General features: G+C 74.7%; 10 protein-coding genes. 6 read left to right on the top strand and 4 right to left on the bottom strand.

Annotated features, from left to right (window positions below):
• Position 1: 1 nt before the first annotated feature.
• The 5 genes from ACIQVZ_RS33015 (at position 2) to ACIQVZ_RS32995 (ending at position 8,271) form a co-directional block, all read left to right on the top strand.
• A complete protein-coding gene (locus ACIQVZ_RS33015) occupies positions 2-463 on the top strand; it encodes a TadE/TadG family type IV pilus assembly protein (protein WP_350875423.1) in 462 nt (153 codons plus the stop codon).
• A gap of 164 nt (positions 464-627) precedes the next feature.
• Entirely contained in the window at positions 628-1,074 is a 447-nt protein-coding gene (locus ACIQVZ_RS33010) for a hypothetical protein (RefSeq protein ID WP_350875425.1), read from the top strand.
• Positions 1,074-5,078 (top strand): BTAD domain-containing putative transcriptional regulator, encoded by a 4,005-nt coding sequence (locus ACIQVZ_RS33005; protein ID WP_402455054.1) that lies wholly within the window; start codon positions 1,074-1,076, stop codon positions 5,076-5,078. The genes ACIQVZ_RS33010 and ACIQVZ_RS33005 overlap by 1 nt, the downstream gene beginning before the upstream one ends.
• A 90-nt stretch (positions 5,079-5,168) precedes the next feature.
• Complete coding sequence (locus ACIQVZ_RS33000; RefSeq protein WP_402455051.1) at positions 5,169-5,846, top strand: hypothetical protein; 678 nt, start codon at positions 5,169-5,171, stop codon at positions 5,844-5,846.
• 223 nt (positions 5,847-6,069) lie between these two features.
• A complete protein-coding gene (locus ACIQVZ_RS32995) occupies positions 6,070-8,271 on the top strand; it encodes a hypothetical protein (protein WP_402455048.1) in 2,202 nt (733 codons plus the stop codon).
• A gap of 153 nt (positions 8,272-8,424) precedes the next feature.
• Here the strand turns inward: ACIQVZ_RS32995 and ACIQVZ_RS32990 are convergent, their stop codons facing one another.
• From ACIQVZ_RS32990 to ACIQVZ_RS32975, 4 genes are all read right to left on the bottom strand, one after another.
• The gene (locus ACIQVZ_RS32990; RefSeq protein ID WP_350875433.1) at positions 8,425-9,795 is read right to left on the bottom strand and encodes a S53 family peptidase; all 1,371 of its coding nucleotides are present in this window, start codon (positions 9,793-9,795) and stop codon (positions 8,425-8,427) included.
• Between the two features lie 253 nt (positions 9,796-10,048).
• Positions 10,049-10,846 carry a 3-oxoacyl-ACP reductase FabG gene (fabG, locus tag ACIQVZ_RS32985; RefSeq protein ID WP_350875435.1) on the bottom strand — a complete coding sequence of 266 codons (798 nt, stop codon included), beginning with the start codon at positions 10,844-10,846 and terminating at the stop codon, positions 10,049-10,051.
• Positions 10,847-10,932: 86 nt separating this feature from the next.
• Entirely contained in the window at positions 10,933-12,135 is a 1,203-nt protein-coding gene (locus ACIQVZ_RS32980) for a thiolase family protein (RefSeq protein WP_402455044.1), read from the bottom strand.
• Positions 12,136-12,280: 145 nt separating this feature from the next.
• Positions 12,281-13,444 (bottom strand): acyl-CoA dehydrogenase family protein, encoded by a 1,164-nt coding sequence (locus ACIQVZ_RS32975; protein WP_350875440.1) that lies wholly within the window; start codon positions 13,442-13,444, stop codon positions 12,281-12,283.
• A gap of 141 nt (positions 13,445-13,585) precedes the next feature.
• On the opposite strand from ACIQVZ_RS32975, the gene ACIQVZ_RS32970 reads away from it, so the two are divergent.
• A complete protein-coding gene (locus ACIQVZ_RS32970) occupies positions 13,586-14,263 on the top strand; it encodes a TetR/AcrR family transcriptional regulator (RefSeq protein WP_402455041.1) in 678 nt (225 codons plus the stop codon).
• The last annotated feature ends 91 nt before the right edge of the window (positions 14,264-14,354 follow it).

Here is a 14,354-nt window from a genome sequence, read left to right as displayed (position 1 = left end):
CGTGCCCCGCGCCGCGCGCCGGCCCCGGTGGTGGCCGGTCCGGCGGAGCGACGGCGGCGCGGTCGCCATCGAGGCGGCGATCGTCGTGCCCCCGGTGGTCGGGCTGGTCCTGGTGGCCATCGCCGCCGGGCGGGTGCAGACCACGGCCGGTACGGTCGAGGCCGCCGCCCGGGCCGGCGCCCGCACCGCCTCGCTGCAGCGCAGCGTCGACGGGATGACGCAGCCGGGCCGGGACTCGGCCCTCGCGACGCTGCGCCAGCAGGGCGTCTCCTGCCGCAACGGGAACGTCCAGGTCGTGCCCGGCCAACTGGACCTGCCCGGCGGCGCCGTCACGACCGTCAAGGTCACCGTGGTGTGCGACGTCGAACTGGCGGACCTGCTCGGCGGACCGTCCGGCGTACCCGTGACGAAGCACCTCGTCGGCGAGTTCACCTCCGTGGTGGACCGCTACCGGGGCACATGACGACCCGGGGCGGCACCCGGCGGGACACGGGCCGCGACGGGGGATTGGGGACGGCCCGCGCGGGGGAGACGCAAGCGGAGAGCGCACGGGGGATGACGCGACGGAACCGGCCGGCGCCCGGTGGGGGCCGGTGGCGAGGACGAGGGGCGGGAGGGGCAGGGGGGATGGAAGTGCCTGTCAGGGCGCGGCGCCGGCGCCGCTCCGACCGGGGCGCGGTCGCCCTCTTCGTGGCGATCTGCGCGGCCTACGTCGTGCTCGTCATCGCCCTGGTGATCGACGCCGGCGGCCGGTTGCGGGTCGCCGAACGCACCGACGCCTACGCCCAGGAGGCCGCACGGGTCGGCGGACAGCAGCTCGACCAGGCCGCCGTCCTCCAGGGAAAGGGCTTCAGGGTCCAGCAGGACTACGTCCGGCAGGCCGCCGACGCCTACCTGGCCCTGTACGGCCTTCAGGCCGGCGAGGTCGAGTTCTCCGGCGACGGCAAGGTCGTCACCGTCACCGTGCGGGCCGACTACCGGCCCGTCCTGCTGGGCGCGCTCGGGGAGCGGAAGGTAACGGGCAAGGGCAGTGCGACCCTCGTCCACGGAGTCGAGAAAGCGGAGACCGACTGATGGCCGCGCCACGTGCCAAGGACCAGGCCCGAACCGCCCCGGGCCGGGCTCGAACCGCCAAGGGCCGGAGCCCCGGGGCCAAGGACCAGGCCCGGGGCGCCAACGGCCGGGCCCACACCGGACACCGGGCCGCGGGCCGCCCCGCCGCCCCGGCGCCCCGCCCACCGCGCGGGCGGGGCCGCGGCGCGGCCCTGATCACCGCGCTCGCCGCGCTGGTCACCCTGCTCGCCCTGCTGCTCGGTGTCCCCGCGCTGCTGCTCTACGGCACCCGCGCGGTCGCCGCGATGGGCGACGTCGCGCCGGAGGGCGTCGGCCAGGCGCTCACCGGCCCGGACGACGGCCGGCTGTTCCTCTGGCTGCTGGTCGTGGTCGGCTGGCTCGCCTGGGCCTGCTTCGCGTTCTCCGTGCTGCTGGAGATCCCCGCGCAACTGCGCGGCCGGATCGCCCGCCGCATCCCCGCCTTCGGCTGGAGCCAGCGGATGGCGGCCGGCCTGGTCGGCTCGGTGTTCGCGCTGATGCCGGTCGCCGGCTCGGCCTTCGCCGCCACCCCGGCCCACACCGCCACCGCCCCGGCGCAGTTGGCGGCCGGCGTGCAGCGCGCCGCCCTGCCCGCCGCGCAGGCCGCGCCCGCCCTGGCGCCCGCCGCCGAGCAGAACCCCACGTACACCGTGCGGGACAGCCGGCCCGCCGACAGCCTGTGGTCCATCGCCGAACGCCAACTGGGCTCCGGCGAACGGTGGGTGGACATCGCCAAGCTCAACGACGGCCGGGTGATGGACGATTCCGGCACCCGCTTCGACGCCGACCGGCCGATCCAGCCGGGGTGGGCGCTGCTGATGCCGGGGGACGCGAAGGCGGACGGGTCGGCGCCTGCTCCTGCGCCTGCTCCCTCGTCCGAGCCCGCGCCCGCCCCTGCTCCCGGTGCCGGGTCGGCCCAGGTGCCGCAGGCCGGGACGGAGCCGGGTGCGGGCGGGCACGCGACGGTCACCGTCCAGGGCGGGGACAGCCTGTCCGCCATCGCCCAGAAGGAGTTGGGGGACGCCGAGGCCTGGCCGAAGCTGTTCGAGGCGAACAAGGGCGCCCAGGCACCGGACGGGGAACGGCTGACCGATCCGGACGTACTGGTGCCCGGGATGGTGCTCACGGTGCCGGGGGCGGCCGCTCCCGCGCCTGCTCCCTCGTCCGCGCCCGCTCCGGCGCCGCAGCCGACGCCGTCGACCGGCCAGCCGCCGGCCGACCAGGCGCCCGCCACCCCCGCCCCCGCGCCGACCCAGGCCGCGCCGGCCCCGGCCGCGTCCCAGCCCGCCACCCCGGCGCCCACCCACGCACCCACCCACGCGCCCGCACCCGCCGCGCACGCCGAACCGTCGGCCGGCGACGACTACTCCATCGCCCTCACCGCCTCCACCGTCGGTGTCCTGCTCGCCGCCGTCATGGTCGGCACCGTCGCCCACAAGCGCGGCACCCAACTGCGCGCCCGCCGCCCCCGGCACCGCATCACCATGCCCGACGCCGAGGCCGCCGCCTTCGAGAACGAGCTCAGGGCCCGTCAGGACGACGCCGGCCTCGACCTGCTCGACCGCGCCCTGCGCACCATGGCCCGCAACACCGTGCGCGGCGGCAAGCGCCTGCCCGCCATCGTCGCCGCCCGGATCACCCCCGGCCACACCATCGAACTGCACCTCTCCGGCCCGGCCACCCCGATCGCGCCGTTCCGCGCCGCGCACGCCGCCAACGTCTGGTGGTGCAGCCTCGACTCCGGCGACCTGCTCAGCGCCGCCCAGGCCCGCAAGACCGCCGCGCCCTACCCCGCCCTGGTCACCCTCGGCACCTCGCCCGACGGCTCGGTCGTCCTCGCCGACCTGGAGGCCGTCCGGCTGCTCCACCTCTCCGGCCACCCCGACGACGCCCGCGACATCCTGCGCACCCTCGCCGTCGAACTCGCGCACAGCCCGCTCGCCGACCGGCTCCACCTGCACCTGGTCGACCTTGCCGAGGAGGTGCCGATCAGCGGCCCGGCCGCCGAACGCATCCACCGCCACCCCACCCTGGAGGCCGCGCTCGCCGCCCTCGGCCCGCGCACCGCCAAGGCCCGGGCCACCCTGGTCGCCGCCGAGGCCGCCAGCCCGCGCGACGCCCGCAGCCGGGGCCAGGCCGACGAGTCCTGGACCCCCGAGATCGTGCTCTGCGCCCAGCAGCCCGGCGGCGAGGTCCCCGCCGAACTCGGCCGACTGCTCGACGCCCGGCCGCGCACCTGCGTCGCCGTCATCACCCGCGCCCCCGAACGCGGCACCGGCCCGGTCGCCCGCTGGACCCTCCCGGCCACCGGCCAGGCGGCCATCCCCGGCCTGCACCTCACCGTCGAACTCCAGCGGCTCAGCGACCGGCAGTACGACCAGGTCGCCGAACTGCTCCGCGCCGCCGACGACCTCACCCAACACCCGGCCCCCGCCTGGACCCTGGACGGTCCCGGCCTCGACCCCGACGCGGACGACGACGACGCCGACACGGCCGAACTGCCCGCCGCCGTACCCGTACTGGCCGCCGTCGGGGCCCCCGCGGCCGGCGCGCAGGGCGGTACGGACACGGCCGCCGGGCCCCGGCTGCTCGCCCGGGTCATCGGCACCGGCGCCAGCCCGTTCGCGGGCACCGACCCGGCGACGCCGGTGCCGGCCCCTCCGGCCGCGCCGGGGCGGTACGCGGTCAACGGGCAGGGGCGGCAGGCCGCCTCCGCCGAGGCCGAGGCCGGGACCGGAGCCGGGACCGGGATCGGTACCGGGAGTGGGATCGGGACCGAGGAAGAGCTCGTGGTCGGTCAGGTCGTTGACGAGGCCGCGGACGAGGCCACCCGGGACCTGCGCCGCCCGGACGCGGTGGCGGGGGATGCGGCGGAGGCACCGCAGCAAGCCCCCGCGGCCGTCCTCGCAGTGCCGTCCGTCCAGCCCGTGCCGTCCGTGCCCGCCGTCCAGCCCGTCCAGCCCGTCGAGCCGGCCCCGGTCCACCAGCCCGCGCCCGCGCCCTCCGGCGTCGACCCGCGCGTCCCGTCCCGGCCGGAGCCCTCGCCCGACCTCGTGCCCGGTACCGAAGCCGAGGCCCTGGCCGAAGCCGGTTCCCAGGCCGGTTCCCAGGCCGATTCCTACGCCGAGCCCGGCCCCGCCGCCCCGGTCGCCCAGACCACCCCCGGGCGCAGCGACAGCGACGACCTGCTCGCCATCCTGCGCTCCCCGGAGGCCCACGCCGCCCGCAACGCCCCCCGGATCCGCCTGCTCGGCCCGGTCGACGTCGCCGGAGCCCTCGGTACCGCCGAACCCGGCGCGCTGTCCCGGCTCACCGAACTCGCCGTCTACCTCGCGCTGCGGCCCGGCGCCGACCACCACGCCCTCGACCACGACCTCCACCCCGGCGCCGCCCACCTCGACCCGCACCCCACCGCGGCCGACGCCAAGAGCCCGCTCCCCGGCAAACTCGCCGACCTGGCCGCCTGGTTCGGCACCTCGCCCGAGGGCCGCGCCTTCCTGCCGACCGACACCACCGACGGCTACTCCTTCACCCCCGTCGTCACCTGCGACTGGGACGAGTTCCGCAGCCTCTACCGGCGCGGCATGCGCAGCACCAGCGCCACCGCCGACGCCGCCCTCGCCCACGCCCTGGCCCTGGTGCGCGGCGCCCCGTTCGCCGAGGCCCCGCCCGCCTCCTACGGCTGGGCCGAGGCCGAACGCCAGGACATGATCGCGGCGATCGTCGACACCGCCCACGAACTGGCCGCCCGCCGCCTGCAGTACGGCGACCACCGCAGCGCCGAGGCCGCCGTCTTCCGCGGCCTCGCCGTCGCCCCGGACGTCGAACTCCTGCACCGGGACCTCTTCTACGCCTACGCCTCGGCCGGCGCCCGCGACCAACTCCTGCGCGCCGTCAACCGTCTCGACGCGCTCAGCCGCCGCACCGGCCGTGACCTCGACGCCGACACCGTCGCCCTGCTCCGCGATCTGCTGGCCGGTTCCTGACGTCCCCTGCATGCCGCTGCCCGGCCGCCCCTCGGGGTGACCGGGCAGCTGTAGTGCCACGCCGAGCAGAACCAGACGAGGGAAAGTCCAGTGCTCCAGCACCTCATCGACCAGGACGAGGGCCTTCGAATGGTCCCCGCCGACCGCAACGAGCTGACCACTGCGGTCGGCCGACTCAACGAGGAATTGCAGGGCTTGCCCGGGGAGGCCGACCCCGCTCGTACTCGGGTCCTGACCAGGTGGATCGGCATCGGTCAGATGTGCCTGGGCCACCACGAGGAGGCCCGTAGGAACCTCCGGCGGTCGCTCGACCTCGCCGCAGCGCTTGGCAACACCCGGGCCGTCGTCGCCACCGGGCTCAACCTGGCCGACGCGCACCGCTACGCCGGGGACGTCCAGGGCGCGGACGCGCTCTACCGCGGCGCGCTGAACACCGCGCGAAGCCAGCACCCGGAACTCGTGGACTTCGCGCTCCAGCACACCGGCAAGCACCTCATGGAACGCGGCGACCTCGCGGATGCCCACACCCATCTCCAAGAAGCGCTGCGCCTGCGGATCGCCAAGGGGGACACCGACCTGGTCGAGTCCACGCAGGCCGCACTCGACCGGGTCGAGCTGCTGATCGGCCAGGCCGCCGCATCGGCGGCGGACGGGGCGGTGCCGCCGCCAGTGGCGCGGCCAGTGGACCTCATGGCTCCAGTCCCGCACCACGGCCAAGAACCTTCCACCGGTCCCTGGGGGGTTCCGGAGCGGAAGGCGATGCCCTGAGAACCCGTTGCGGGTCCGAGGTGGATAGGGGTCGCGGCCCCTTGCACCTCAGGGAACAGGAGAGCTGTACCGGGGCCTGCCATGACGGCGCGACAGCGGGCCGCGTGGCGCGCCGATCGGAGACCCGGCCTGGATCGGGTGTGCCGGGATCTCGTAGGGTGGCGCGACGGGAGTGGTGGTAGGCACCACCCAGCAAGGGCATCAGACGCCGCGGAGCGGCGGGGTGGGCGGTGACCAGAAGATGGCGGAGACGACAGCTGTCCCCGGAGGCCCCGAACCGGCAGCGGACTCGGGCCCCTGGGACGCCGTACCGCCGCCGCGCACCCCGGCCGAGGAGCACCCGCCCGGGCCCGCCGCGCTCTACGAGCCGCCGCCCGTGCCCCCGCTCCCGCCGTCCGCTCCGGCCGCCCCGCCGTCGGCTCCGACGGCTCCGGCCGCGGTGCCGGGCCCGCCGCCGACCGCGCCCACCGGATGGACCCTCACCGGCATGGCCGCCGTGGGCGCGCCGCCGTCCGCGGCCACGCCGCCGCCCTTCCCGGCCCCGGCCGTGAGTGCCTCCGGTGCGGGCGGACTGGGGGCGGCGCCGCGCGGACGGATCCTGGTCGTCGAAGGCGGTTACGGCAACTCCGGGCGCCGTGCCTGGGGTCGGGGCGGCCCTGCCCAGGCGTCGGTGCTGTCCGCGATGCTCGCGGCCGTCTCACCGCAGGTGCTGCTTGCCGCGGACGCGGTGGACGCCGTCCACCTCCCCGGCGCCAGCGACCCGCACACCGTCCTCGCCCACCTGCGCGCCGCGTCCCGCCATCCGGGGCCGCTGCTCGTCCACTTGGGCGGTCACGTGGTCGCCGACAAGCGCGGCGGACAGCTCCAGCTCACCCTGCGCGACTCCAAGCAGGACGGCCTGCCCTGGCAGGCCGTCGCCGCCGAGCTGAGCCACCGCCCGGCCGAGTGGCAGACCCTCGTCGTCGCCGACCTCAGCGCCGACCAGAACGCCTGGCCGTACCTCCAGGGCGCCGCCTCGCCGCTCAGCGAGGGCATCCCGCTCTGGGCGGTCGTCAGCCCGGACCCGGAGCAGATCGGCACCTTCACCCGCGCCCTGATCGAGGCGCTGCACGGCGGCCGCCCCGGAGCGGGCGACGTGCTCGCGCCCGAGCAACTGCGGCAGCAGGTGTACTCGGTGCTGCGGCCGGATGTCGTCATCCTGGCCACGCACGCCCCGGACCGCCCGGTCTTCCGCAACACCGCCCGCCGTGGCGACGGTCCGCCGGCCGAGGTGTCGACGCCGGCCGACGCGACGCCGGCTGACACGGTGCCGCCGGTCGATGCAGTGCCGGTAGATGCGGTGCCGGTCGATGCCGTGCGTGCCGATGTGGTGTCGTCCGGGCCGCCCGCGTTGTCGGTGCCGCTGGCGCCGGGCCGGGCGGAGTCACAGGACGCCGTCGTCGAACCGCCCGTGGCGCCCACGGCTCCGTCGCCGTCGGCCTCCCCGGCTCCCGCGGCCGAGGCCGGTCCGGTGAGCCTGGTCAAGGTCGGCGTGCCGCCCACCCCGCCGAGGCCGGCCCGCCCGGTCAGCCTGCTGAAGGGGCAGCCGGCCGGTCCGGCCGGCGTGACCCTACACAAGCCCGCTCCGGCGGACGCTGCACCCGAAGCCGTCGAGGCGTCCGCGGGCGTGACGCTGGCCAAGTCCCAGCAGCCGGAGTTGGAGCCGGAGTTGGAGTCCGAGCGGGAGCCGGGTCAGACACCGGCGGACGCCGGCACGCTGACGCCGGAACCGCAGGACGCCGTCCCGACGCAGGCCCCTCCCGTTGACGAGGCCCCCGCCGACGCGGCGCCGACGGCGGAGGCGGCGGACGACACGGCCCCGACCGACGACGAGGCCCCCGCCGACGCGGTACCGGCGGACGAGGTACCTGCCGATGCGGTACCCGTCGACGCTCCGGTGTCCGGTCAGCCGCGTGCCGACTACCGGGAGGCCATCGGCCGGATCGTCCGCAGCGCGGACGCCGGCGAGCACGAGGCCGCCACCGAACTCGCCTTCGCCCTCGAACTGGAGGCGATCGCCGAGCACGGCGCCGTCTCCGAACCGGTCCTTCAGGTGCGCCAGGTCCGGGCACACGTGTGCCGTCTCGCGGGCCGGCCGGCCGAGGCCGCGGACATCTACCGCGAGGTGGCCCTGACGCTGCTCGGTTCGCAGGGGCCGGACCACCCGGAGACCCAGCAGGCGGCCACCAACGCCGAGGCCTGCTGGCGTTCGGTCCCCGACCGTGCGGCGGCCCTTCGGATCGCCCCGGAGATCATCGAGCTCCGCGCCTACCTCCCGGGCCCCGACGGCCGCAAGCTCCGCGCCGCCGAGCGCTACCTCGCCCAACTGGCCGCCGCCCCGGAGCCCGCCGCGACGCCTGCCTCCGCTCCGGCGGACCGCGTCTGACCCTTCGCGCCGCGCGCGGCTGGGCCGGACGACCGGCACCTGGCCGCGAACAGATGACAGCGGACAGATAACAGATAACAGCGAACAGATAACAGATTTCGAAATCTGTTATCTGTTCGCTGTCAGTTGTTACCTGCTACTCACTGAGGCCCGTCAGCGACCGGCGATGGCGTGGACGAACTTCGCGCCGTCGATGGTGCCGAGGCCGCTGGAGAGGTCGTAGCCCTCGGTGGCGGTGTAGCCGGTGACGCCGCCCCAGGAGTTGTCGCCCTCCTTCACGTCCGTGATGCCGCTCCACGCGCTCGGGAGCAGGTTGAGCCCGTACAGGCGCCAGTTGAGCTGGCCGAGGCGGTGGCCGGCGAGCTGGTCGGCGAGGGCGACGACGCCGGAGAACAGCGGGGTGGCCTCGCTGGTACCGCCGGTGAGGTGCCAGCCGACGGAGGTCGGGTCGTAGGACTCGTAGGTCCAGGCGCCGCCGTCGACGGCCGCGCTCATGCTGATGTCGGGCGTGCCGCGGTGGTTGCCGGTGACGTTGGCGACGCCGGCCTGGTACCACGGGCGCTCGAAGATGCCGGAGACGCCACCGCCGCCGGCGCCGGACTTGTCGTGCCACACCTTGTCGGGCGCGGTGCGCGCGCCGTTGTCGTCCAGGGTGAGCTGGGTGCCGCCGATGGAGGTGACCAGCGGGTCGGAGGACGGCCAGGAGTTGACCTTGTACGGGTACAGGTCGGTGCCGTTGGTCTGCGAGTCGGTGGCGCCGTTGTCGCCGGAGGCGGCGAGCACGGTGACGTTGTGGTCGGCGGCGGCCTGGAAGGCGTAGCGCAGGTCGGTGAGCGACTTGAAGTCGCCCTTGTCGTACCCGGGGAAGGTGTTCTCGGTGGCGCCGAAGCTCTGCGAGATGACGTCGCCGCGGCCGGCCTTGATGAGGGCCTTCTCGGCGTCCATCATCTCGGGCAGGCCGGTGGTGCCCTCGGTCTCGGCGACACCGGTCTCGACCAGGACGATGTGCGCGTCGGGGGCGATGGCGTGGGCGTACTCGACGTCCAGCGTGGTCTCGCCGGCCCAGCCGGTGTGGTCGGGGTTCTTGGGGTCGAAGGCGGGGACGTTGCCCCACTTGACCACCTCGACGTTGGTGTCCTGGATGCCCCACTGCTTGTCGAAGACCTCTAGGTCGTGCTGGATGGTCGGCGAGCCGAAGGAGTCGACGATGACGATCGTGCGGCCCTTGCCGGTGATGCCCTCCTGGTACAGCGGGTTCAGGTTGTAGGCGTTCCGGTACTGCAGCGGCGAGTAGCAGTGGATGCCGATCTGGCTGACGCACTGGGTGGTGGTCAGCGGGGCGGTGCGGCCCTGGGCGTTGTGGTGCCCGAAGGAGGCGGGGCGGACGTGGACGCCCGTGAGGTCGTGCGCGGGGGCGGCGGTCGCGGCGCCGACCGCCGGGACGGCGATGGTGCCGGCCGTGAGGGCGGTGGCCCCGACGGCGAGCAGAGCCAGGGCACGGCGAAGGGGGGCGGGGCTGCCCATGGGACTCCTTGGGGCGCAGGGCCCGACCTGGTCCGGTCGGGTCGGTCCGGCCATCCCATCGACTGCCGCATGATCATGCCATAGTCATTTGGTGGGGTCGCCCGATCAAGGGCATGGTCATGCTCGGCCACGCGAAAAGGTAAAGGCCGTCCCAGGCGAAGGTAACCCCACGCCCGGGACGGTCATGTGACGACACGTCAGTATTATCGTACTAATGCTGAAGGGTCCTCGAAGGTCCCCGCCCGGGCCAGACCTACCGCGCCCCGCCGTTGACGTACAGCGTCTGCCCGCTGACGTACGAGGCGTCCTCGCTGGCCAGGAAGGCGACCACGGACGCGATCTCCTCCGGCTGCCCCACCCGGCGCAGCGGGGTCCGGGCGGAGACCTCCGCCTGCTGGTCCTCGGCCGTGCTGCCGACCCGCTCGGCGGTGGCGGCGGTCATCGCGGTGGCGACGTACCCGGGGGCGACGGCGTTGACGTTGATGTTGAACGGCCCCAGCTCGATCGCGAGGGTCGCGGTGAGCCCCTGGATGCCGGCCTTGGCGGCCGCGTAGTTCGCCTGTCCCCGGTTGCCGAGGGCGGAGCGCGAGCTGAGCGAGACGATCTTCCCGTACTTCTGCGCCACCATGTACTTCTGCGCGACGTGGCTGCAGTTGTACGCGCTGGTCAGATTGACGGTCAGGACCGCGTCCCAGTCGGCCTTCGGCATCTTGAAGAACAGGTTGTCCCGGGTGATCCCGGCGTTGTTCACCAGGATGTGCACCCCGCCGAGGTCCGCCGCGACCTGCGCGAACACCGCCTCGACGGCGTCGTAGTCGGCCACGTCGCAGCCGTACGCCCGAGCGGTGCCGCCCTTGGCGGTGATCTCCGCGGCCGTCCCGGCGGCCCGTTCGGCGGTGAGGTCGACGACGGCGACGGTCGCGCCCTCCTGGGCGAGCCGGTGGGCGGTGGCCGCGCCGATGCCCTGTGCGGCGCCGGTCACGACGGCGACCCTGCCCGCGAACCTGCCCGCCAGGCCCGTCACTTCGGCCACTGCGGCTACTTCAGTCATTCCCGGTGCTCCCTTGAATTCGGACGCGAACTCGAACTCTGACGTGAACTCGGACGTGATGGCGAGCGCGGAACGCGAGCGCGCACTCAGTCAACGTTCTCGACGAGGACGGCAGTGCCCTGACCGACCCCCACACACATGGTGGCGAGGCCGCGCCGGGCGTCGGTGCGGCGCATCCGGTGCAGCAGGGTGGTGAGGATGCGCGCGCCGGAGCCGCCCAGCGGGTGGCCGAGCGCGATCGCCCCGCCGCTCGGGTTGACCAGTTCGTCGGCCTGTTCGGGGGTGAATCCGATGCCGTCGGCGGAGGCCAGGGCCTGGGCGGCGAAGGCCTCGTTGAGCTCGGCGGTGTCCAGGTCGGCCAGCGACCAGCCGGCCCGGCCGAGCACCTTGCGGGTGGCCGGCACCGGGCCGATGCCCATCACGTCGGGGTGCACCCCGACGGAGGCGCCGGCCACGTACCGGCCGAGCGGCCGCAGTCCGAGGTCGCGCAGCGCCTCCTCGCCGACCAGGAGCAGCCCGGCCGCGCCGTCGTTCATCGGCGAGGCGTTGCCGGCCGTGACGGTGCCGCCGGGGCGGAAGGCGGGCTTGAGGCGGGCGAGCTTCTCCAGGCTGGTGTCCTCGCGGATGCCCTCGTCCTGGCCGACCGTCACACCGTCGGGCCGTTCGACCGGGATCAGTTCCGCGTCGAAGTGGCCGTCCTTGCGGGCGGCGGCGGCCCGTTGGTGGCTGCGCAGCGCGAAGGCGTCCTGGCGTTCCCGGCCGATGCCGTACCGGCCGGCCACCTCCTCGGCGGTCTCGCCCATGCTGAGCACGCCGTGCAGGTCGGTCATCCGGGGGTTGGTGAGCCGCCAGCCGAGCCTGGTGTCGTAGGTCTCGATCCGGTGCGGAAGGGCCTCGTCGGGGCGGGGGAGGACGAAGGGGGCGCGGGTCATCGACTCGCAGCCGCCGGCCAGGACGACGTCGGCCTCGCCGGAGCCGATGGCCCGGGCGGCGAGGGTGACGGCCTCCAGCCCGGAGGCGCAGAGCCGGTTGACGGTGGCGCCGGGGACGGTCTCCGGCAGGCCGGCCAGCAGGACGGCCATCCGGGCGGCGTTGCGGTTGTCCTCGCCGGCCTGGTTGGCGGCGCCCCAGTAGACGTCGTCGATGCGGGCGGGGTCGAGGGCGGGGACGTCGGCGAGCAGGGCGCGCAGCACGGTGGCCGAGAGGTCGTCCGGGCGGACCGTGGCGAGCGCTCCGCGCAGCCGGCCGATGGGTGTGCGGCGGGCTGCGGTGAAGTAGACGGGACGCACGTCGTCGGGCTCCTATCCGGTTGAATTCGAGTGGTCCGAGTGGTGTCCGAGTGGTCCGAGCAGTCGGGACGGTCCGGGTGGTCCGGGTGATGCGGGTGGTCCGATGGACCCTTCCTGGTTGCTCGGATGCGATGAAACGGGCTGTTCAGAAGGCGTTGACCCCGGTGAGGGCACGGCCGATGAGCAACTGGTGGATCTGGCTGGTGCCCTCGTAGAGGGTCATGACCCGCGCGTCGCGCAGGTACTTGCCGACCGGGTACTCGTCGATGAAGCCGTAGCCGCCGAACACCTGGAGCGCGTTGTTGGCGGCCCGGACGGCGGCCTCGCTCGCGTAGAGCTTGGCGACGGAGGACTCGGTGGCGAACGGCAGGCCGCGTTCGATGTGGTCGGCGACCTTCCAGGTGAGCAGCCGGGCGGCCTCGACGTCGACGGCGATGCCGGCCAGCAGTTCCTGGACGAGCTGGTGCGAGGCGATCGGGCGGCCGAACTGCTCGCGCTCGCCGGCGTAGCGGACGGCGGCCTCCAGGCAGGCGCGGGCGATGCCGACGCAGCCCGCCGCGACCGACATCCGGCCCTTGGCGAGCGCGGACATCGCCACCCGGAACCCCTTGTCGACCTCGCCGAGCCGCGCGCTGTCGGGCACCCGGACCCGGTCGAGGGCGAGTTCGGCGGTGGCCTGGCCGCGCAGGCCGAGCTTGCCGTGGATCTCGGTGCGGGTGAAGCCGGGCAGGTCGGTGGGCACCAGGAACGCGGTGATGCCCTTGTGGCCCTGCCGGTCGGGGTCGTCGCCGCCGGTGCGGGCGAAGACCAGGGCGACGTCGGCCCAGGTGCCGTTGGTGATGAACATCTTGGCGCCGCTGATCAGCCAGTCGTCGCCGTCCCGGACGGCGCGGGTGCTGAGGTTGGCCGCGTCGGAGCCGGTGCCGGGTTCGGTGAGCGCGAAGCAGCCGAGCGACTCGCCCGAGGTGAGCCGGGGGAGCCAGTGCCGCTTCTGCTCCTGAGTCCCGTGGCCGTTGACGGACTTGGCGACCAGGCCGAGCGTGACCGAGACGATGCCGCGCACGGCCGAGTCGCCGCGGCCGAGTTCCTCCAGGACGAGGCAGTACGCGAGGTGGTCGCCGCCGCTGCCGCCGTACTCCTCGGGGATGGTGAGGCCGAGGAAGCCGAGTCCGGCCAGTTTGCCGATGATCGCGCGGTCGACGGACTCGGCGCGGTCCCACGCGGCGGCGTGCGGAACGATCTCGCGGTCGGTGAAGGAGGCGGCGAGGTCCCGGACGGCGCTCTGCTCCTCGGACAGCTCCAGGTTCACGGCGGCGGCTCCAGATCCATTAAACTAGCGCTGCAAGTTTTATGGAGGGACTGTAGCCCCGGCCGGCCCGCGCTGGGAAGGGGCGCCTGCCGGAATCGGTCCCCGCCCCACCCGACCGGAGGAACCGGAGGCAGCACCCCGATGGCCCGCCCGCGCACCCCGCTGCTCAGCCGCGAGCGCATCGTCGCCGCTGCTCTGCGGCTGATCGACGCCGAGGGCCTGGCGGCCCTCTCCACCCGCCGCCTCGCCACCGAACTGTCGGTCAGCGGTCCCTCGCTCTACAACCACGTCGCGACCAAGGACGAACTGCTGGACGCGGTGGTGGACAGCGTGATCGGCGAGGTCGACTTGTCGATGTTCGGCACTCCCGACGGCACTCCCGACCGCTCGTCCGGCGGTCGGCCGACGCCCTGGCCGGACGCGCTGCGCGACTGGGCCCGCTCCTACCGCGCCGCCCTCGCCGCCCACCCCAACATCGTGCCGGTGCTTGCCCAGGGCCCGGGCCGCCGGCCGAACGCGCTGCGCCTGGCCGACGCGGTCTTCGGCCACCTGGTCGAGGCCGGCTGGCCGCGCGGCCAGGCCACCCGGATCGGCGCGCTGATGCGCTACTTCGTCACCGGCTCGGCGCTGGCCTCCTTCGCGGCCGGCTTCCCCGCGGACGCCGAGGTGTACGACGCGGCCGACTACCCGCACCTCGGCGAGGCGCACCGGCTGGCCGGGCACCGCGGGACGGTGGACGAGGGCGCCTTCGAGACCGGCCTGGAAGCGCTGCTCGACGGGCTCGTCCTGCGCTTCGAGCGCCTCGCCGAACGCTCCTAGAAGGCTCCTGAAGATCTTGTTGGTGGAGGGGCTGTCCCGGTTGGGGACAGCCCCTCCTGCGTTATGTGGTGGTGGGGGTGATGGCCCAGGT

Source organism: Kitasatospora sp. NPDC098663 (assembly GCF_044760075.1).
Lineage (GTDB): Bacteria > Actinomycetota > Actinomycetes > Streptomycetales > Streptomycetaceae > Kitasatospora.
This window is presented reverse-complemented; position numbering and strand designations above follow the sequence as displayed.

Coding starts and splice junctions, on each gene's coding strand:
- fabG (WP_350875435.1), bottom strand. CDS start 10,846: ATGACTGAAGTAGCCGCAGTGGCCGAAGTGACGGGCCTGGCGGGCAGG.
- ACIQVZ_RS33005 (WP_402455054.1), top strand. CDS start 1,074: ATGGCCGCGCCACGTGCCAAGGACCAGGCCCGAACCGCCCCGGGCCGG.
- ACIQVZ_RS32970 (WP_402455041.1), top strand. CDS start 13,586: ATGGCCCGCCCGCGCACCCCGCTGCTCAGCCGCGAGCGCATCGTCGCC.
- ACIQVZ_RS32990 (WP_350875433.1), bottom strand. CDS start 9,795: ATGGGCAGCCCCGCCCCCCTTCGCCGTGCCCTGGCTCTGCTCGCCGTC.
- ACIQVZ_RS33010 (WP_350875425.1), top strand. CDS start 628: ATGGAAGTGCCTGTCAGGGCGCGGCGCCGGCGCCGCTCCGACCGGGGC.